This window comes from Duganella sp. AC917 (assembly GCF_979258245.1).
In genome coordinates this window covers 1,412,269-1,430,456 of record NZ_OZ409848.1, presented here as the reverse complement: position 1 = coordinate 1,430,456, position 18,188 = coordinate 1,412,269, and the positions used below count along the sequence as shown (strand labels likewise).

Below are 18,188 nucleotides of genomic sequence, written 5' to 3'. Positions count from 1 at the left end.
CCGGGATCCACGCAACGATAAGCAGAAAGCGCAGCGCATGAAGCGAAAAGCAATGGTCGCGCATTTCGCCAAGCCTATACTCGAGTCAACATTTCGCTACGAGGTGTGTAACCGCCTGGCCAGGCATCCAAAAAATGACTCGATGATTAGACAAGCCTGGAGACACTAAGATGAAACGCACGACTATGGGCGCTTGCCTGCTGCTATCGCTGGCCGCCTGCGGCTCGGACAATGGCCCCGCTGACGCGGTTGCCGCAACCCCCACCCCACCGGCGACGCCGGTCGGCGCTTACGACAGCGCCCTGGCGTTCGACAAGACCAAGTACACCACCATCAATGTCACCATCGACGGTGTGAACACGCCGGTACGCTGGTACAAGGAAGTCTGCTACGTCGGCAAGCCGATCCTGATGGCGACCACGCAGACCGGCATGTTCGGCGCCAGCACCCTCGCCAATCCGCAGTGCGGCTACCAGAGCATGAACGTGTTTGTCCCGGAAACCGCCGCTGCCAGCCAGGACGCGGCCATTTACTTCGCCGTCAACAACGGCGGCTGGATGGCCAGCTACATCAAGGCCAGCATCGCCGACGGCGCCAGCTTCAACAGCAGCACCAGCAATGTCGGCGCCGCGATCAAGGCCGGCTACGTTTACATCGACATCGCCACGCGCGGCCGTGGCATCGTCGCCGCCGATGGCAGTTATCCCGGCAAGGCGCCGGCGGCGATCGTCGACGCCAAGGCCGCGGTGCGCTACCTGCGTCTCAACGACGCCGCCATGCCCGGCAACGCCAACCACATCGTGGTGAACGGCACCAGCGGCGGCGGCGGATTGTCGGCCGCGCTGGGCGCGTCGGGCAACAGTACCGACTACCTGCCCTATCTGGCCGCCATCGGCGCCGCCGGCGTCACATCGGCGGGGGCAAGCATGCTGCGTGACGATGTGTTGGCGATCAACGCCTATTGTCCAATCACGGACCTGGGCAATGCCGATCTCCACTACGAGTGGATGTACAACATCCTGAACACCCGGCAGACAGTTGGCAGCCAGCCGAATCCGACGGGCAGCGCGACGCTGATGGCGAGGTTCGTCGCCTATCAGGCAGGCCTGGCGCTGAAGAACGCCAGCGGCGTGACGCTGACCGCCACCACGATGCTGGAAACGGTCAAGCAGGAAGTGATACGCTCTGCCGAAACCTATCTGGCATCCGGCGGCAAGATCCCCGCGCTGGGCGAAGTCATGACTTATAGCGCCGGCATGGGACCGGCCGCCTCCACCAAGACATATGTCAACGACTGGATCTCGGTGGACAACGGCGCCAAAAAAGTGACGTCGCTGGATATGGAGAAGTACCTGAAGTTCGTGGCCACACAAGCGGCGCTGAAGGCCACGCCCGCCTTCGACCAGACCGGGCTGACCATCACCGGCGCCGCCGGCGAGTCCAATATGTTCGGCGCGGCCACGCAAATCTACTCCAACTTCACCGAGTACAGCTGGGATAACAACGATGTCGCGGGCGATGGCATCGGCTACAAGGACACCGGCTTGTCGTGGTCCCAATATTCCACGCTGCCGACCACCGACGTCCTTGCCCAGGTCAAGCTGATCAACCCGATGGCCTATCTCGGTGGCGGCGGCACCACTGCGCCCTACTGGTATGTGCGGCATGGCACGCGGGACCGCGACACGTCCTTTACCGTGTCGCTGAACCTCAGCCGAGCGCTGGCGGCGGATGCCAAGGTCCAGGACGTCAACTATCGCCTGGCTTGGGATCAACCGCACGCTGGCAATTACGATGTGCCTGAAGCCATGGCCTGGATCGCCCAGACATTGAAAGCGGCTGCGGCGAAAGGTCTGTAACAAGAAAAAAGGCATCGCACGCGATGCCTTTTTTCTTAACGACTGTCTTCTTATTAGTCGATGTATTTCAAGCCTGCCTGTTCCAGCGGCGCGCGCATGTTATACATGTCCAGCCCTAGCACGCCGGCCGCAAGTTTGGCACGCTTTTCGCCCTCCACATCCTCGCGTTGTTGGGCGATGGCGGCCACGCGCGCCACATCGGCGGCGGGTACGATCACCACGCCGTCGTCGTCGGCGATGATGGCGTCGCCTGGGTTCACCAGCGCGCCCGCGCACAGCACCGGGATGTTGACCGATCCCAGAGTCGACTTGATGGTCCCCTTCGCGCTGACACATTTGCTCCAGACCGGAAAGCCCATCTCCTTCAAGATGCGCACATCGCGCACGCCCGCGTCGATGATCAGCGCCTTGGCGCCGCGCGCCATGAAACTGGTTGCCAGCAGATCGCCGAAGTAGCCGTCGGTGCATTCGGCCGTGATGGCGGCGACCACGATGTCGCCGGGCTGGATCTGCTCCGCCACCACGTGCATCATCCAGTTGTCTCCTGGGTGCAGCAGCACGGTGACGGCGATGCCGGCGGCCAGCTGGCCATTGTGGATCGGACGCATGTACGGCTTCATCAAACCGACCCGGCCCATGGCTTCGTGCACGGTGGCGCTGCCGAATTGGCCGAGATGATCGACGTGCGCGCGTTCGGCGCGCACGATATGGCGCTTGACGACGCCCAGTTGGTTCATCAGTGGCGTGCTCATAATCCCTTCTCCTTCAGTGCGGCGTCCAGGCGCGGGAACACATGGCGCGCGTTGCCTTCAAAAATGGCGCGACGATCGGCATCGCCGATGTCGGCCGCTTCGATATAACGTTTGGTGTCGTCGTAGTAGTGTCCTGTTTCGGGATCGATGCCGCGCACGGCGCCGATCATCTCGGACGCGAACAGCACGTTCTTGACCGGCATGACCTTGGTCAGCAGGTCGATGCCCGGCTGGTGGTAGACGCAGGTGTCGAAAAAGATATTGTTGAGCAGATGCTCGCCGAGCAGCGGCTTTTTCATTTCCTGGGCCAGGCCGCGGAAACGGCCCCAGTGATAAGGCACGGCGCCGCCGCCATGCGGGATCAGGAATTTCAGGTCCGGGAAGTCCTTGAACAAATCGCTGGTCAGGCATTGCATGAAGGCGGTGGTGTCGGCGTTCAGATAATGCGCGCCGGTGGTATGAAAGCACGGATTGCAGCTGGTGCTGACATGGATCATCGCCGGAATGCCATGTTCGACCATCTTCTCGTAGATCGGATACCAGGATTTGTCCGACAACGGCGGCGCGGTCCAGTGGCCGCCGGACGGATCGGGATTGAGGTTGATGCCGACCATGCCGTATTCCTTGACGCACCGTTCCAGCTCGGGGATACAACTGGCCGGATCGACGCCCGGCGATTGCGGCAGCATCGCCGCGCCGATAAAGTGATCCGGGAACAGCTGCGCCACGCGAGCGCACAGTTCGTTGCAGATCGCAGCCCAGGTGGCGCTGGTGTTGAAATCGCCGATGTGGTGCGCCATGAAACTGGCGCGCGGCGAGAAGATGGTCAGGTCGGAGCCGCGCTCTTTCATCAGGCGCAGCTGGTTGGCTTCGATCGATTCGCGCAACTCGTCGTCGCTGATGACCAGTTCCGAGACTTTCGGGCCCAGCTCCGGCGTGTTGAGGTAGGCGATCTGTTTGTTGCGCCACGCTTCCAGCGCTTTCGGCGCGGTGGTGTAGTGGCCGTGACAATCGATAATCAGGGGTTTGCGCATGGTGATCCTTGTCAGAAAATTGCGGGAACGAGCACTTCGCCCCGCATGATGGGCCGGGCGGTGCGCAGCAATGCGGCGCGCGCGACCTGCCCGGGATTGTGTGGATCGAGCTCCAGCTCGACGCTGAATTCGCCCGTCGGATGTTCGATCGACAGCGTCTTGCAAGCATCGAGGGGGACGACCGCGATGCCGTCGGCGATGGCGCCCGGCAGTACACAGGCGGTGGCCACGGTCACCGCCGCAAGCACGCCGATCGCGTCGTGGCAAACGTGTGGAATGAAGCAGCGCGTGGTCACGGCGCCGCCGTTGCGGGGCGCCGCGATCAGGCACATCTTCGGATAATTCTTGGCCGCGACGTCGCCGAGTCCCATCAGCGGCCCCGCCAGCAGGCGCAGCGCCTCCAGGCGCGCCTTCAATGGGCCGTTCGCATCCAGGTCGGCCACGGCTTCGTAGCCGGAAATATCGAAGTCCGATGCCCGTACCAACACCATCGGCATGCCGTTGTCGATCAACGTGGCGGCGATCTCAACGCCATCGACGTCGATACGGTCCAGCGCCCGGCCGCTTGGCAGTAGCGACCGACATACCGAACCCGCCGTATCGAGGAAGTTGATGCTGATCGGCGCGGCGCTGCCCGGCACGCCGTCGATCCGGGCGTCGCCCCCATAACGCAGCGCGCGCCCGGGCGTTTGCACGGTGACGTCGCAGCGCATGCCGGTGTTGAGGGTCAAGATGCGCGCCGTGGTGGTGCCGTCGCCGATCGGCAACAGGCCGCGCTCCAGCGCGAACGGCAGCACGGCGGCCAGCATGTTGCCGCAGTTCGGCGTGACATCCACGGTGTCGTTGTTCGGCTGGAGCTGCGCAAACAGGAAGTCGAGGTCGATGCCGGGCGTGGTGCTGGGGCGGACGATGCCCGCCTTGCTGGTCAATGGATGAGCGCCACCCAGGCCATCGATCTGACGCGGGTCGGGCGAGCCGAGCGCCGCCAGCAGCACGCGATCACGGGCGGCGGTGTCGGTTGGCAGCTCCGATTCGAGGAAAAAGGGGCCGCGCGAGGTCCCGCCACGCATGAGCATGCAGGGAATGGCGCGCAGGTCGGAAACGGGGGCATGACGCATGATGATCTGCTTATGGATGGTTGAATGGCCTCAAGTATTCATCGCGGCACCGTTTCCATGGTTGCGTTGTGCCTGATGATTTGTTCTAATCTGCTTATCGTTACTACCGAGTGCATCTCCGCGCCATGATCCTGGTCAGCCTGCGCCACCTTCACGCTTTCAACGCCGTCGCCAACGCCGGCGGCATCCGCCGCTCGTCCGAAAGTCTCTATCGCGCCTCCTCGGCCATCGCCCGCTCGGTAACGGCGTTGGAGCAGGCCCTGGGCACCCTGTTGTTCGAGCGTAAAGGACGCGGCATGCTGCTCACCGCCGCAGGCGACGTGGTGCGACTGCGCGCCGGGCGCATCGAGGCCGAGCTGCATGCCGTGCGCGAGGATGCCCTGCGCCAGCGCGACCGCGACGGCGCCAAAGTCGGCGGCATCGAGGCCCTGCTCAATGAACGTCGCCTGCAAGCGGCCACACTGCTGGCCGAGACACACCACATGCCGACCGTGGCCAACGTCATGGGCGTGTCGCAGTCGGCGGTCAGCCAGGCCGTCTCGCGCCTGGAAGACATGCTGGGCCAGCAGTTATTCTTGCGCACCGCGCACGGCATGGTCCCGACCGACGCGGGTCGGCGCTGGACCGAGTCGTTCGAGCGCGTGCTGGCCGAACTGCGCCACATTCCGGAAGACATCGCGGCGCTTGAAGGCGTGGTGCTGGGCGTGGTCACCATCGGCGCGCTGCCGCTGGCGCGTTCACAGCTGCTGCCGACCGCCATCGCCTCGGTGCTGAAGCGCCACCCGCAACTGCAAGTGCGTTCGCTGGAAAGCCCCTATGAAGAGCTCACCGCCAGCTTGCTCAGCGGCCGGATCGACTTCATCGTCGGCGCGCAGCGTACCGGCGCTGGCGACGCCTTTGAATCGCGGGCGCTGTTCGAGGACAAGGCGGCGCTGGTGGCGCGCTGCGGCCACCCGCTGGCGGGCCGCGACCAGGTGCACATCGGCGCCCTTGCCGGCTACCCGTGGGTGTTGTCGCGTCACGGCACGCCACTACGCGAATCCCTGGTCGAGTTCTTTGTCTCCAACGGCGAGCGGCCACCCTCGCCGGCCGTCGAAACGGGCGACCTTGCGCTGCTGCGCGGGCTGCTGGTGGCCAGCGACATGCTCACCGTGTTGTCGGCCCACCAGCTCTATCACGAGGTGCGTAGCGGTCAGCTTGCCGTGCTGCCTTTCGAGATGCGGGGTATGGAGCGCACCATCGGCGTGACCACCCGCAAAGGCGCGCATCTGTCGCCCGGCGCCTATGCCCTGCTGGCTGAAATCGATACGATCAGCGCGCACTGGCGCAACTGAGAATATCCCGGCCGATAAGCAGATTGAAACAGTCCGGCAAGCAAAAGCAATACATCACCTCCTGTCGATACGTACACTGAAAAGCGTTATCAGTGCCTTCGCGCAAGCATCGGCCTTTACACCGCTTTACATATAACCAAAATCTTGACAGGAGACTTAATGAATATAGGACATGTTCTGGATGTGCGGGCGCACATCAATGGCCGCAAAATGAGCCCCCGCCAGTGGCTGTTGCTGGCCCTGTGCTTTTTGATCGTCGCCACTGATGGCATGGATGTCGCCATCATGGGTTTTCTGGCGCCAGCTATCACCAAGGAGTGGGGAATCTCCCGCGCCGCCTTCGGCCTCGTCATGAGCGCCGCCCCGATCGGACTGGCCATCGGCGCCATCCTCGTAGGCCCGATGTCGGACCGCTTCGGCCGCAAGAAGCTGCTGATGGTGTCGGTGGCATGGTTCGGCATCTTTACCGTGCTCAGCGGTTTCGCGCACGACGTCACCACCTTGTCGCTGCTGCGCTTCGTGACCGGCCTCGGCCTGGGTGCCGCCATGCCCAACACCACCACGCTGTTATCCGAATACGTGCCGGAACGCTCCCGGTCGGCCCTGATCGCCATCATGTTCACCGGCTTTAACCTCGGTTCGGCGCTGGTGGGCTTTGGCGCGGCGGCGATCCTGCCGGAGTACGGCTGGCGCGGCGTACTGATCGCTGGGGGCGTGATCCCGCTGGCCTGCCTGCCGCTGTACTTGATATTGATCCCCGAGTCGGTCCGTTTCCTGGTGGTGCGCAAGTTTCCGGCCGAACGCATCGCCCGCACGCTGCGGCGTGTGGTGGGCGGCAATGTTCCCGAAGGCAGCCAGTTCACCATCAGTGAACCGCAGGTCACCGGCTCGCAGCCGGGCAAGGTACTGTTGTCTTCCGCTTATCGCGGCACCACGCTGTCGCTATGGGGAACCTACTTCATGGGTCTGCTGGTCATCTACCTGTTGAGCGGCTGGCTGCCGACCATGATCAAGGACGCCGGTCTGCCGATCGAGCGCGCCGCCAACATCACGGCACTGTTCCAGCTGGGCGGCACCGTGGGCGCGCTGCTGGTCGGTTACTTCATGGACCGCGTGGCCCCGACCAAGGTGATTTCCGCCGCCTACATGGGTGGCGCCCTCTTCATCCTGTGCCTGGCCTCGGGCAGCGTGGAATCGACGCTGTTCGCCACCTTCGTGATGTTCGCCGGGTTTTGCATGAGCGGCGCCCAGACCGGCCTGAACGCATACGCCCCGCAGTGCTACCCTACCGCGGTGCGCGCCACCGGCGTCAGCTGGATGCTGGGCATGGGCCGTTTTGGCAGCATCTTCGGCTCGTTCGCCGGCGGCGTGCTGCTGTCGATGGGTTGGAGCTTCAGCGCGGTGATCGCCATCCTGGCTGGTCCGGCGACGCTGGCGGCGATCTTCATCCTCATGAACAAATACGGTCAGCGCACCGTCGCAGCCACGCATAAAACAGTCTAATCAACGCACCATCGCAACGCATAGGAACCATCATGGCTAACATCATCGGCGCCATCGCCTCATCCCACACGCCGACCATCGGCTTCGCGCTCGACGCCGGCAAGCAGCAGGATGCCGCCTGGGCGCCCATCTTCAAGGCGTTCGAACCGGTCCAGCAATGGTTGGCCGAGAAGAAGCCGGATGTCATGCTGGTCATCTACAACGACCATGTGACCTCCTTCTTCTTTGACCACTACTCGGCCTTCGCGCTCGGCATCGGCGACAGCTACCACGCCGCCGATGAAGGCGGCGGCGCGCGCAGCCTGCCGCCGATCGCCGGCCATGCCGGCCTGGCGCGGCACGTCGGCCAGTCGCTGATGGCCGACGAATTCGACATGTCATTCTTTCAGCAAAAGGGCCTGGACCACGGCTGCTTCTCGCCGCTGTCCATTCTGTGGCCGCACGACCAGCAGAACGGCTGGCCGGGAAGCATCGTGCCCTTGCAGATCGGCGTGCTGCAATTCCCGGTGCCATCGGCGCGGCGCTGCTACAAGCTGGGGCAAGGGCTGCGCCGCGCCATCGAAAGCTACCCGGAAGACCTGAACGTGGTGCTGGTCGCCACCGGGGGGCTGTCGCACCAGGTGCACGGCGAGCGCGCCGGCTTCAACAACACGCCGTGGGACCATCAGTTCCTCGACCTGTTCGAAAGCGATCCGGAGACCCTGCTGAACATGACCCATGCCGAGTATGCGAAGCTGGGCGGTTGGGAAAGCGCCGAAGTGGTGATGTGGATGGCGATGCGCGGCGCCATGTCCAGCAAGATCCGCTGCCTGCACCGCGAATACTACTTGCCGTCGATGACCGGAATCGCCGTTGCGCTGTACGAAAACGAGACCGTGCCGGACCCCGCGCTGAAGGCGCGCACCATCGCGATGCATCGCGAGCACATCGCCCACCAGACCAAAGGCGCGGAGGAATTGCAAGGCACGTACCCGTTCACACTGGAGACCAGTGTGCGCGCCTATCGCATTAACAAGTATCTGCACCAGCTGGTGGACCCGGCGTTCCGCCAGCGCTTCAAGGAGGCGCCGCAGGCGACCTACGACGATGCGCTGCTGACCGATGAGGAGCGCGACCTCGTCACGCGCCGCGACTGGCGCGGCATGATTCATTACGGCGTGATCTTCTTCCTGCTGGAGAAATTGGGCGCGGTGACCGGCGTATCCAACCTGCACATTTATGCGGCCATGCGTGGCCAGACGCTGGAGGAATTCCAGAAAACCCGCAACGCGCCCGGTGCGCTGTATTCGGTCGGTTCCAGCGCAGCGTGGGACAAGCCCGTCGACAAGTAAGCACGCCCGACTAGAAGGATGCCGCCGCGCCCCACAACGGGGGCGACCGGCACCCGCACGCCTATTCAAAACCAAAAGGAGACAGAACATGAAAAGAACCATCACACTGGCGGCAGCAGCCGTGGCCGCGCTCGCCTCGACCGCAGCACACGCGCAATCCAACGTCACCATGTACGGCATCCTCGATGTCGCCGTTGAGCGCTACAGCAACGCTGACGCCACCGGCAATAGCGTGACCCGCATGCCCAGCCTGGGCGGCGGCATGTTTCCTTCGCGCCTGGGATTTCGCGGCGCCGAGGACCTGGGCGACGGCCTGAAAGCCATTTTCCAATTGGAGAGCGGTTTCGCGCCGGACACCGGCGCCATGGGTCAAGGCAACCGCTTGTTTGGACGCCAGGCGTGGGTCGGTCTTTCCGGCAATTGGGGCCAGCTGACCTTCGGCCGCAACTACAACATGCTGAACGTGTCGACCTATGACGTCGACATCATCGGTCCTTCGCAATACGGTCTCGGCTCGCTTGACGCCTTCATCCCGAACGGCCGCACCGACAACTCGATCGCCTATCGCGGCACGTTCAGCGGCCTGACACTCGGTGGCACCTACAGCCTGGGCCGGGACACGTCGTCGGCGGGCGGCCCGGCAGCGACCAACTGCGCCGGCGAAAGTGGCACCGACGCCATGCAGTGCCGCGAATGGTCGGCGCTGGCGCGTTACGACGGCAACGGCTACTCGCTGATCAGCGCCTACGACCGCATCTATGGCGGGCCGAACGCGTCCGGTGGCCTGAACAGTAGCGACAAGACCGACAGCCGCCTTCACGTCGCCGCTTTCCTCAAGCGCGACGACTGGAAATTGGGACTGGGCCTGATCACTCGCGACAACGACGGCTCGGCGACGCCGCGCAGCCGCCTATCGTACATCGGCGCCGCCTACAACGTCACGCCGCTGTTCACCATTGATGGCCAGTTGTCCAAGCTCGATGTGCGCGACAGCAGCAACGATGCCACCCAGGTGGTGCTACGCGGGACCTACAACCTGTCGAAGCGCACCGCCGTCTACGTGGCGGTGGCGCGCATGAACAACGACGGCCAGTCGGCGGTGGTGTTGAGCGCCGGCGGGTCGGTTGGGGCCGGCCTGAACCAGAATGGTGTCATCACCGGTATCAAGCACAGCTTCTAACGCGCGTGCACGGGCATGAAAAAGCCCCGAAGTCAGGGGCTTGGTCTTAGGCTACTGCTAGGTAATCCTCAGGCTTTCACTCAGCCTGATCATTCCCACTCGAGTATCATCTGAGCTGCCAAGTCCCTGATTCGTCACAGATTTCACGCACTCGACGCCCGAACCACCATCAGAAATACCATTGGCTGCGCTTTGCTTAAATGTCGACAGATCAAAGGTCAACCACTAACACCGCTGTCTGCGCACGTGAAACGCAGGGCATGAACACCGTCCCGCCTAGCCGCTCTGCCCCGTCAAGGACCGAATCGCGGTGGTCCGGCTGCCCCTCCAGAACCGCGGTACGGCAAGTGCCGCACACACCCACCTCGCATGAACTATCGATATCGATGCCTGCGGCTTGCAAACAGGCCAGCGCCGACTCGCTCGCGGGCACCTCGACGTCGCGCTGCGATCTCGCCAGGCGCAACACGAAGCACGTGTCGCCTCCCGGCGGCGTTGCCACAGCACCAAACGATTCCTGATGGACCGCCGCATCGCCAAACCGCGTCGCTCCCTGATCCCTGACCATGTCCATAAAGCGACCGGGTCCGCACACATATACTTGGGTATCGGCCTGCGGCGCCGCACTCATCGAACTGGCAATCAAGCTAGCCACCGCCTCGTTGCCAAGGCCGGCGTGAATCTCGGCGTACGCTGCCAGCGGACCGGTTTCCAGCTCGTCGCCGAACGCAACGTCTTTCCCCTCGCGCACGAAGTAAATGAGCTTGAACGCGGCGCCACGCGCCAGAAGCGCGTACGCCATCGACAGGATCGGCGTGATACCGATGCCGCCCGCGTACAGCAAGTACTGGCCGGCGCCAGGCTCGAGCGCGAACACGTTGCGCGGCGCGCCCAATCGCAGGCACGTGCCAGGCTCAGCCATGTCGTGCAACCACGCCGAGCCACCACGCGAGTGCGGATCGCGCTTCACCGCGATGCGCCAGGCGTCGCGCGAGGGCGCGCTGCAGCACAGCGAATACTGGCGCACGAGGTTTCCCGGCAGATGCACATCCACATGGGCGCCGGCCTCGTAATCGGGTAGGCTTGCGCCGTCGACGGCGCGCAGTTCCAGGATGCGCACGGCGCCAACGTCGCGCACAGCGGCAATCACCATCTCCATGCAATCACCCTCCCGCCTGCGATGCGACGGCAGGTGGCCGCGCCGCATCGGACGCTTGGCTCGCCACCTGCGCCGCGACAATGCGACGCGCCCGGTTAGCGCCCGCGTCGACGTGGATATCGACCATCGGGCCGTTGCCGTAGCCTTTCATATTCGCATACTGCAACTCGATCAGGACGCGGTCTTCCTCGAACGTTTGTGCGGTCTGGCGATAAACAATCTCGGCGTTGTCCGGCTGGTCCGGGTGCGCCGAGCTGGCCATGGTCCAGAAATAGTGTGTGGATGTTTCCGTTTCCGGCGTAATGCCGTGGAAGCCGCGCATGTGGAAACCGCCCCGCTCAGGATCGTCCAGCGCGTAGGTGCCAGGGTCGACGGCACCGGTGAAGATTTGCAGATAGGTCATATGAAATTCGATTTCTTGCCAGCGATCGATGGCGCCTTTGAAGGGCCACGCGGCGGTGTAGGTTGCCGGCGGCTGCGACTGCTTCATCCATCGTACGACGCGCACCCGTTCGCCTTCGGAGGTGACCTCGGTCGGCGCCTCCATGTGCACCTTGGCGTTGCCGCCGATGGTTTTGCCGTGCAGGTAGCCCACGTGGCTCAAGTCCAGCAGGTTGTCGTGGATGAGCTGGAACGGCGCCTGGTAATGGAACGCGCCGCCCTTCCACGTGTACTGGGGATTTTCGTGAGCCGGCAGTTCAGGCGGCGGGCCGGGTGGCACGCTGTCGACGGTCACACCGAACCAGACCCAGATCACCTGGTTGCGCACCGCTGCCGGAAAGGCGCGCACCTTGGCTTTGCTGGGGATTTTCAACTGGCCCGGCACTTCGATGCACTGGCCGCTGGGGGCGAACTTCAGGCCGTGGTAACCGCAGCGGATTGCGTTGTCTTCGAGCGTGCCACACGACAGCGGCACGGCGCGGTGGCAGCAGCGGTCTTCCAGCGCTGCCACGCCGCCGTCGGCCGTTGGGAACATCACGATCGGATAATTGAGCAATTTTCGCGCTAACGGCTTGTCGCCGAGCTCCCAGGCAAAGCCTGCGACATACCATTGATTGAGTGGGAACATGGAGAGTCTCCTTCGTGTTGACGGGTTATTGGGCGGGATCGCGGACGTTGTCATAGCGGTCGATTTCGGTCGCACCGTAGCCACCACCCGCGAGCTTGTCGATGCGGCGGATGTAGATCGTCTGCACAATGTCGCGGGTGGCGGGGTCGATGGTGACGCTGCCGCGCGGGCTGGCCGCTTGATAGCCCTTCAGCGCGGCTGCGAAGGTTGGTCCGTCGGCCCTGCCGCCCGTCTTGGACAGCGTCGCCGCGATCAGGGCCATGCCGTCGTAGGCCGCCACGGCCTGGAAATTGGGTTTGAGGCGCGGGAACTTGAGCTGCGTCGCTACCTGACTGAAGGCAGCGGTGAACGCCGCGTTCTCGGCGCCGGGACGCGTATTCGCATAGAAGCCGGCCGTATAGATGCCGGCGATGGCATCTCCCGCCGCCCCGAGCACGTCGGCGTCAGCCCAGCCCTCGCCGCCCAGAAAACGGATGCCAGCCTTATCCAGCCCCTTTTCCCGGTACGCCTTCATAAACGCGATCATCGGTTGCCCGTTGGGCAGGAAGACGTGGATCGCGTCCGGCTTGGCATCCTTGATGCGTTGCAGGTAGGCGCTGAAGTCGAGCGTGGCCAAAGGTACTTTGACCGACTCGATCACCGTGCCGCCGGCGGCCTTGAAGGCGCTGCCGAACCACTCGTGGGCGTCATGACCAGGCGCATAGTCGGCAACGATCGAATACACGCGGCGGGAGCCGGTTTTATAGGCCCACTGCGCCAGCGGCTGCACGGACTGCGCAATCGTATAGGAGGTGCGTGTGAGATACGGCGAACGCTTCGTGATCGACGATGTGGCGGCGTTCATCACAACCATCGGGATTTTCGCACGGTCGGCCACGCCGGCCGCCGCGATCGCGTTGGGGGTAAAGACGAAACCGGCCAGGATATCGACCTTCTCACGCCCGACCAATTCGGCCGCCAGGCGCTTGGCCACTTCGGGCAGCGGACCGGTGTCATCCTTGTACACCACCTCGATGGTCTTGCCGGCGGCACGATTGCCATGTTGCGCCAGCCACGTCTGGATGCCGGCTTTCATCTGTTCACCGCTTTGCGCCGCAGGTCCGCTCAGCGACGTGATCACCCCAACTCGAATGATGCCAGTGTCGGCGTGGCAGATCGTGGCGGTACAAACGAAGGCGGCGGCGCCCAGCAGCGCCCTTGGGGAAAATTGCATGGTTTGTCTCCGGTTATTGTGAATTTTTATGCTTCGGAGCGATGATCAGCGATGTACGGCTATTTTGAAATAGAATAAAATGCATAACCAGTATGTGATTATCAAATACGACGAGATGGAGTAAGCAATGTCGGCCTTCGACCTCAATTTGCTACCTGTGGCCCTGGCGATCTTCGAGCAGCGCAGTGTGAGCGGCGCCGCGCGCGCGTTGGGCATGAGCCAGCCGGCGGTGAGCGTGGCCCTGAACAAGCTGCGCCGAGCTCTGGGCGATCCGCTGTTCGTGCGTACCGTGCAGGGCATGGCGCCGACGCCGCGCGCGCTGGCGCTGATGGACCCCACGCGCGACATTCTGCATCGGCTGCGCACTGACATTTTGGCCAGCGAGCAATTCGTGCCGGCCACTACCACGCGCAATTTCACGGTAGCGCTGTCGGACATCGGCGAGATGACGTTCCTGCCCCGCTTGTTGCAGCGGGTACGGCGCGATGCGCCGCTCGCCACCCTCACCTCCACCACGCTGCCGCCGGAGCAGCTGGCGGCGGCGCTGGAGGACGGGAGTGTCGACTTGGCTGTTGGATATTTCCCTGACCTGAAACACCAGAATTTTTTCCAGCAGCGCCTGTTCTCGCACTCGTTCGTCTGCCTGCTGAGTGCAGACCATCCGTGCCAAGCCAAGACATTTAGCCTTGCGCAGTTCCTGGAGTTGGGGCATGTGGTGATCAAGGCGGAGGGACGCAGCCAGGAGGTGTTTGAGCAATTCCTGGCGCGCAAACGGATCGAGCGGCGGGTGGTGCTATCGACACCTCATTTCATGTCGATCCCGTTTGTGATCGCCGGAAGCGACCTGGTGGCCACGGTGCCGAGGGCGGTCGGCGAGAGTTTCGCCCAGCTCGCAGCCATCAAACTGGTGGAGCCGCCGCTGGAGGTTCCGCCGTTCGACCTTAAACAACACTGGCACCGCAAGTACGCGAAGGACGGCGCCAACGCCTGGTTGCGCGCGATCCTGGCCGAGATGTTCGGCAACGAGGAACAGCAGGTCACTCGTCGAAGATTGCCACCGCGCGCGTCCAGCCAGCCGACGCTGCCCTGACCTTGTGCGGGAAACAGCTGATTGTGAATCCCGACGACGGCAGCGATTCCAGGTTGTGCATCTTCTCCAGATGGCAGTAGCCGATGTCGCGCCCGGCCTTATGCCCTTCCCAGATCAAGCTCACATCGCCTGTTTCCTGGATTTTTTTAGCGGTGTAGCTGAACGGCGCGTCCCAGCTCCAGGCGTCGGTGCCGGTCACGCGTACGCCGCGCTCGAGCAAATACATTGTTGCGTCATAGCCCATGCCGCAGCCGCAGTTGACGTAGTCGGGCTGGCCGTAGCGCGAACCGGCGCGGGTGTTGACCACCACGATCTCCAGCGGCCGCAGTGTGTGCCCGATGCGGGACAGTTCGGCCTCCACTTCGGCGGCGGTGACGACATGGCCGTCCGGAAGGTGTCGGAAGTCGAGCTTGACGCCGGGCTGGAAACACCATTCCAGCGGCACTTCGTCGATGGTGATCGACCGCTCCGCCGCGCCAAGCTTGCGGTTCATGGTGGAGTGGAAGTGATACGGCGCATCCAGGTGCGTGCCGCTATGGGTGGTCAGACGCACCCACTCGGCGGCGGCCGCTTCTCCGTCCGGAAAATCGCCAGCGGTCGTGCCGGGCAGCATGTGCATGAACTCCCCCAGCGTCTCCTTGTGGGTTTGGTATTCGATCTTGGGCGCGAGAATCGGCGGATCGGAGAGTACTTCGTTTTCCAGGTAGATCGACAGGTCGACAAAACGGCGGCTCATGGCATTTCCTTTCATAGGTTGCGGCATCCTATGCAGCCATGTCCGCGCCGTAAAACGAATTCTATCGATATGAGGTATCGACGGCGTCGATACCGGCATCCATCCTCCGCACCGCCTGATGCATCAGCGCACGCAACCACAGCAGCCCGGGATCCTGGGTGCGGTATTTGTGCCACTGCATCGCCTGGGTCATCTGCTTCATCGGCAGCGGCAACGGCAGGATCACGACCGGCGGACCACCGCTGACCGTACGCGCCAGCCGCTGATGCACCGTGGCGATACGCTCGGTGCCGACCACGAGATAAGGAGCGGCCAGGAAGCTGAACGAGGTCACCTCCACCCGTCGCGCCAGGCCCGTTCCCTGCACCAACGTGAACTCGAACGAGCGGTCCATGCCCGGCGGCTGCATGACGACGTGGCCAGCGGCCGCGTACTGCTCGGCGGTCAAGCCATCCCGGGCATGGCGGCTCTGGTCCCACACCACGCAGCAGAACTTTTCATCGAACAGCGGCTCGATCGGGTGTTCCTGCGAGCAGTAATCGTGCGGAATGACCAGCATGTCAGCGTCGCCGTGCTCCAGCGTACGCTGGGGCTGGCGCGTCTGCGGCAGAAGGTGGAAGCGCACCGTGCTCGATTGTTCCTGCGCCAGCGCAAGGACATGCGGCATCAGCACCGCCATCGAGAAATCGGAAACGAAGATGCGGAATTCGCGGTCCGATTGCGTTGCATCGAAATGCGGCATCGCCGTGATCGTCGTATTCACGCGCACCAGAACATCGCGCACCGCTTCCCGCAACACCTCGGCGCGCGGCGTCAGCTCCATCTGCCGGCCAACCTGCACCAGCAATTCGTCGCCAAAGTATTCGCGCAACCGTCCCAACGAGCTGCTCAACGCCGATTGGCTCATGTGCAGCTGCTCCGCCGCCCGGCTGACGCTGCGCAGCGTGAACATCGCATCGAGCGCCACCAGCAAGTTCAGGTCAAGCTTGTTAAATCGCACTAACGTCTCCTCTATTTTTTTGATGTATCCACAAAACCGATACTAGGAATGCATGCAATCAATTTTACACATATAAGCGGCGTCGGCACACTGTGCGCTCCAACTACAAAAACACGATGGAGACAAAATGGACTATTCGATTGGGCAGCGCCGCCTGCGGATGACCTGCATAGCCGCAGCCCTGCTGGCTGCTGGCCACACTGCCGCGGTGGAATTGGAAACCGCCAATCCCGACTGGAGCCTGCGCTTCGATAACACGCTGAAGGCGACCGCCCTGTATCGCCTGCATGACGCGGACCCGGCCCTGGTCGACAGCCTGCGCCTGCTGGTGCCAGGAGTTCCGGCGTCGGCCTTCCCGCAAGCGATGAACTTCAACGCTGGCAACGACAACTTCCGCAATCGCGGCTGGGTCTCCAAGCGGGTCGACCTGCTGAGCGAGTTCGACGCGGTCTACCGCAGGGATTTCGGCCTGCGCGTCAGCGGCGCCGGCTGGTATGACCAGGCCTACGACGGCAGGACCGACGCCGCCGACCGGCTCAACGGCCAGTCACCTTACAATGCCATGCCATCGAGCACACGCAAGCTGGCCGGCCGCAAGGCCGAGGTGCTGGACGCCTTCATCTTTGGCGGATGGGAAATCGGCGCGGGCCACAAGCTGACCGCGCGCCTGGGTCAGCATGCGCTGGTGTACGGCGAGACGCTGTTCTTTGGCGATAACGGAATCGCCCGCGCGCAAGGGCCGATCGACATCTGGAAGCTGCAGTCGTCGCCCAACGCCCAGTTCAAGGAAATCATCCGGCCGGTGCCGCAGGTGTCCGGCCAGGTCGCCCTGAGCCAGGACGTCACGCTCGGCGCCTACTACCAGTTCCGCTGGCAGGCCGACCGCATGGCGCCAGCCGGCAGCTACTTCAGCACGGCCAACAACATCTGGGGCGGCTCTCCGCTGCCGGAAGTGATCACCACCAGCGTCTTGCTGCCGGGCGCCGAACGGCATCCGTCGGACAGCGGCCAATACGGCGCCCAGCTCAAATGGCGGCTGGAAGAAACCGACCTGGGCTTTTACGCAGCGCGCTACCACGACAAGTCCGGCGTGTTCTACTCACGGCTGAACGTCACCAGCCCGGCACCGGGCAGCTGGTACTACGTGTTCCCGGACGCCGTCACCACCGCCGGCTTCAGCGCCACGCGTTCGATCGGCAACACCAATGTGTCGCTGGAGGTTTCGGCGCGCGACAACATGCCGCTGGTGAGCGCCAACATTGTGTACCCGAACGTGCAGCCGGAGCCGATGTACGCCACCGGCCGCACCGCGCACGCCAACCTCTCCTGGCTGACAACCATGGGCCCGAGCTTCCTGGCCCGCGAGGCGACGCTGATCGGCGAACTGGCCTGGAACCGCGTGCTGTCCAAGGACGACCAGTACCACACGCTGGATGAGCTGCGCACGCGCGATGCCACTGCTTTGCAGGTGGTGTTCTCGCCAAGCTATCGGCAGGTGCTGCCGGGCCTGGACCTGAACGTCCCTGTCGGTCTGCGCTACGTCGTCGATGGCAATTCATCGGTGACCGGCATGGGTTGGGGACCCAAGCACAGCGGCACCGCGACACTGGGCCTCGACGGCACCTACCAGGGCGTGTGGCAGCTGAGTATCAGCTTCAACAAATACCTCGGCAAGGCCGAACCCTTCGTCAACTACAAGCCGCTGCTGACCGGAGGCCACGCGGTCTACAGCAGCGGCAACGCGCTGGCCGACCGCGACTACCTGGCGCTGTCCCTGCGCCGCACCTTCTAACACACCAAAAACAGGAGA

The 18,188-nt window shown here is 63.5% G+C and carries 15 protein-coding genes; 7 read left to right on the top strand and 8 right to left on the bottom strand.

The genetic code is table 11. The annotated features are described in order from the left end of the window. The first annotated feature begins 170 nt into the window (after positions 1-170). Positions 171-1,859 (top strand): subtype B tannase, encoded by a 1,689-nt coding sequence (locus tag ACZ0BA_RS06425; RefSeq protein WP_463450491.1) that lies wholly within the window; start codon positions 171-173, stop codon positions 1,857-1,859. Positions 1,860-1,912: 53 nt separating this feature from the next. On the opposite strand, the gene ligK is transcribed toward ACZ0BA_RS06425, so the two are convergent. The 3 genes from ligK to ACZ0BA_RS06410 are packed head-to-tail and all read right to left on the bottom strand — an operon-like array spanning position 1,913 to position 4,763. Further along, on the bottom strand, positions 1,913-2,596 hold the full coding sequence (gene ligK, locus ACZ0BA_RS06420; RefSeq protein WP_463454715.1) for a 4-carboxy-4-hydroxy-2-oxoadipate aldolase/oxaloacetate decarboxylase: 684 nt from the start codon (positions 2,594-2,596) through the stop codon (positions 1,913-1,915). Positions 2,597-2,607: 11 nt separating this feature from the next. After that, on the bottom strand, positions 2,608-3,633 hold the full coding sequence (locus ACZ0BA_RS06415) for an amidohydrolase family protein (protein WP_463454714.1): 1,026 nt from the start codon (positions 3,631-3,633) through the stop codon (positions 2,608-2,610). 23 nt (positions 3,634-3,656) lie between these two features. After that, positions 3,657-4,763 (bottom strand): 4-oxalomesaconate tautomerase, encoded by a 1,107-nt coding sequence (locus tag ACZ0BA_RS06410; protein ID WP_463450490.1) that lies wholly within the window; start codon positions 4,761-4,763, stop codon positions 3,657-3,659. A gap of 125 nt (positions 4,764-4,888) precedes the next feature. On the opposite strand from ACZ0BA_RS06410, the gene ACZ0BA_RS06405 reads away from it, so the two are divergent. The 4 genes from ACZ0BA_RS06405 (at position 4,889) to ACZ0BA_RS06390 (ending at position 10,111) form a co-directional block, all read left to right on the top strand. Next, complete coding sequence (locus ACZ0BA_RS06405; protein ID WP_463450489.1) at positions 4,889-6,097, top strand: LysR family transcriptional regulator; 1,209 nt, start codon at positions 4,889-4,891, stop codon at positions 6,095-6,097. A gap of 159 nt (positions 6,098-6,256) precedes the next feature. Further along, positions 6,257-7,600 (top strand): MFS transporter, encoded by a 1,344-nt coding sequence (locus tag ACZ0BA_RS06400; protein WP_463450488.1) that lies wholly within the window; start codon positions 6,257-6,259, stop codon positions 7,598-7,600. Positions 7,601-7,632: 32 nt separating this feature from the next. After that, the gene (locus ACZ0BA_RS06395) at positions 7,633-8,931 is read left to right on the top strand and encodes a gallate dioxygenase (protein ID WP_463450487.1); all 1,299 of its coding nucleotides are present in this window, start codon (positions 7,633-7,635) and stop codon (positions 8,929-8,931) included. Between the two features lie 88 nt (positions 8,932-9,019). Next, entirely contained in the window at positions 9,020-10,111 is a 1,092-nt protein-coding gene (locus ACZ0BA_RS06390; RefSeq protein ID WP_463450486.1) for a porin, read from the top strand. Positions 10,112-10,322: 211 nt separating this feature from the next. Here the strand turns inward: ACZ0BA_RS06390 and ACZ0BA_RS06385 are convergent, their stop codons facing one another. The 3 genes from ACZ0BA_RS06385 to ACZ0BA_RS06375 are packed head-to-tail and all read right to left on the bottom strand — an operon-like array spanning position 10,323 to position 13,552. After that, the gene (locus ACZ0BA_RS06385; RefSeq protein WP_463450485.1) at positions 10,323-11,270 is read right to left on the bottom strand and encodes a PDR/VanB family oxidoreductase; all 948 of its coding nucleotides are present in this window, start codon (positions 11,268-11,270) and stop codon (positions 10,323-10,325) included. Between the two features lie 4 nt (positions 11,271-11,274). Then, positions 11,275-12,339 (bottom strand): Rieske 2Fe-2S domain-containing protein, encoded by a 1,065-nt coding sequence (locus ACZ0BA_RS06380; protein WP_463450484.1) that lies wholly within the window; start codon positions 12,337-12,339, stop codon positions 11,275-11,277. A gap of 25 nt (positions 12,340-12,364) precedes the next feature. Next, the gene (locus ACZ0BA_RS06375; protein ID WP_463450483.1) at positions 12,365-13,552 is read right to left on the bottom strand and encodes an ABC transporter substrate-binding protein; all 1,188 of its coding nucleotides are present in this window, start codon (positions 13,550-13,552) and stop codon (positions 12,365-12,367) included. A gap of 127 nt (positions 13,553-13,679) precedes the next feature. On the opposite strand from ACZ0BA_RS06375, the gene ACZ0BA_RS06370 reads away from it, so the two are divergent. Beyond that, entirely contained in the window at positions 13,680-14,642 is a 963-nt protein-coding gene (locus tag ACZ0BA_RS06370) for a LysR family transcriptional regulator (RefSeq protein ID WP_463450482.1), read from the top strand. Here ACZ0BA_RS06370 and ACZ0BA_RS06365 read toward each other — a convergent pair. Next, positions 14,590-15,378 carry a cyclase family protein gene (locus tag ACZ0BA_RS06365; protein ID WP_463450481.1) on the bottom strand — a complete coding sequence of 263 codons (789 nt, stop codon included), beginning with the start codon at positions 15,376-15,378 and terminating at the stop codon, positions 14,590-14,592. The genes ACZ0BA_RS06370 and ACZ0BA_RS06365 overlap by 53 nt on opposite strands. A 61-nt stretch (positions 15,379-15,439) precedes the next feature. Next, the gene (locus tag ACZ0BA_RS06360) at positions 15,440-16,378 is read right to left on the bottom strand and encodes a LysR family transcriptional regulator (RefSeq protein ID WP_463450480.1); all 939 of its coding nucleotides are present in this window, start codon (positions 16,376-16,378) and stop codon (positions 15,440-15,442) included. 127 nt (positions 16,379-16,505) lie between these two features. On the opposite strand from ACZ0BA_RS06360, the gene ACZ0BA_RS06355 reads away from it, so the two are divergent. Then, positions 16,506-18,170, top strand: coding sequence for a DUF1302 domain-containing protein (locus ACZ0BA_RS06355; protein WP_463450479.1), 1,665 nt, complete (start codon positions 16,506-16,508; stop codon positions 18,168-18,170). Positions 18,171-18,188: the final 18 nt, after the last annotated feature.

Coding starts and splice junctions, on each gene's coding strand:
- ACZ0BA_RS06425 (WP_463450491.1), top strand. CDS start 171: ATGAAACGCACGACTATGGGCGCTTGCCTGCTGCTATCGCTGGCCGCC.
- ligK (WP_463454715.1), bottom strand. CDS start 2,596: ATGAACCAACTGGGCGTCGTCAAGCGCCATATCGTGCGCGCCGAACGC.
- ACZ0BA_RS06410 (WP_463450490.1), bottom strand. CDS start 4,763: ATGCGTCATGCCCCCGTTTCCGACCTGCGCGCCATTCCCTGCATGCTC.
- ACZ0BA_RS06405 (WP_463450489.1), top strand. CDS start 4,889: ATGATCCTGGTCAGCCTGCGCCACCTTCACGCTTTCAACGCCGTCGCC.
- ACZ0BA_RS06400 (WP_463450488.1), top strand. CDS start 6,257: ATGAATATAGGACATGTTCTGGATGTGCGGGCGCACATCAATGGCCGC.
- ACZ0BA_RS06395 (WP_463450487.1), top strand. CDS start 7,633: ATGGCTAACATCATCGGCGCCATCGCCTCATCCCACACGCCGACCATC.
- ACZ0BA_RS06390 (WP_463450486.1), top strand. CDS start 9,020: ATGAAAAGAACCATCACACTGGCGGCAGCAGCCGTGGCCGCGCTCGCC.
- ACZ0BA_RS06385 (WP_463450485.1), bottom strand. CDS start 11,270: ATGGAGATGGTGATTGCCGCTGTGCGCGACGTTGGCGCCGTGCGCATC.
- ACZ0BA_RS06380 (WP_463450484.1), bottom strand. CDS start 12,339: ATGTTCCCACTCAATCAATGGTATGTCGCAGGCTTTGCCTGGGAGCTC.
- ACZ0BA_RS06375 (WP_463450483.1), bottom strand. CDS start 13,552: ATGCAATTTTCCCCAAGGGCGCTGCTGGGCGCCGCCGCCTTCGTTTGT.
- ACZ0BA_RS06370 (WP_463450482.1), top strand. CDS start 13,680: ATGTCGGCCTTCGACCTCAATTTGCTACCTGTGGCCCTGGCGATCTTC.
- ACZ0BA_RS06365 (WP_463450481.1), bottom strand. CDS start 15,378: ATGAGCCGCCGTTTTGTCGACCTGTCGATCTACCTGGAAAACGAAGTA.
- ACZ0BA_RS06355 (WP_463450479.1), top strand. CDS start 16,506: ATGGACTATTCGATTGGGCAGCGCCGCCTGCGGATGACCTGCATAGCC.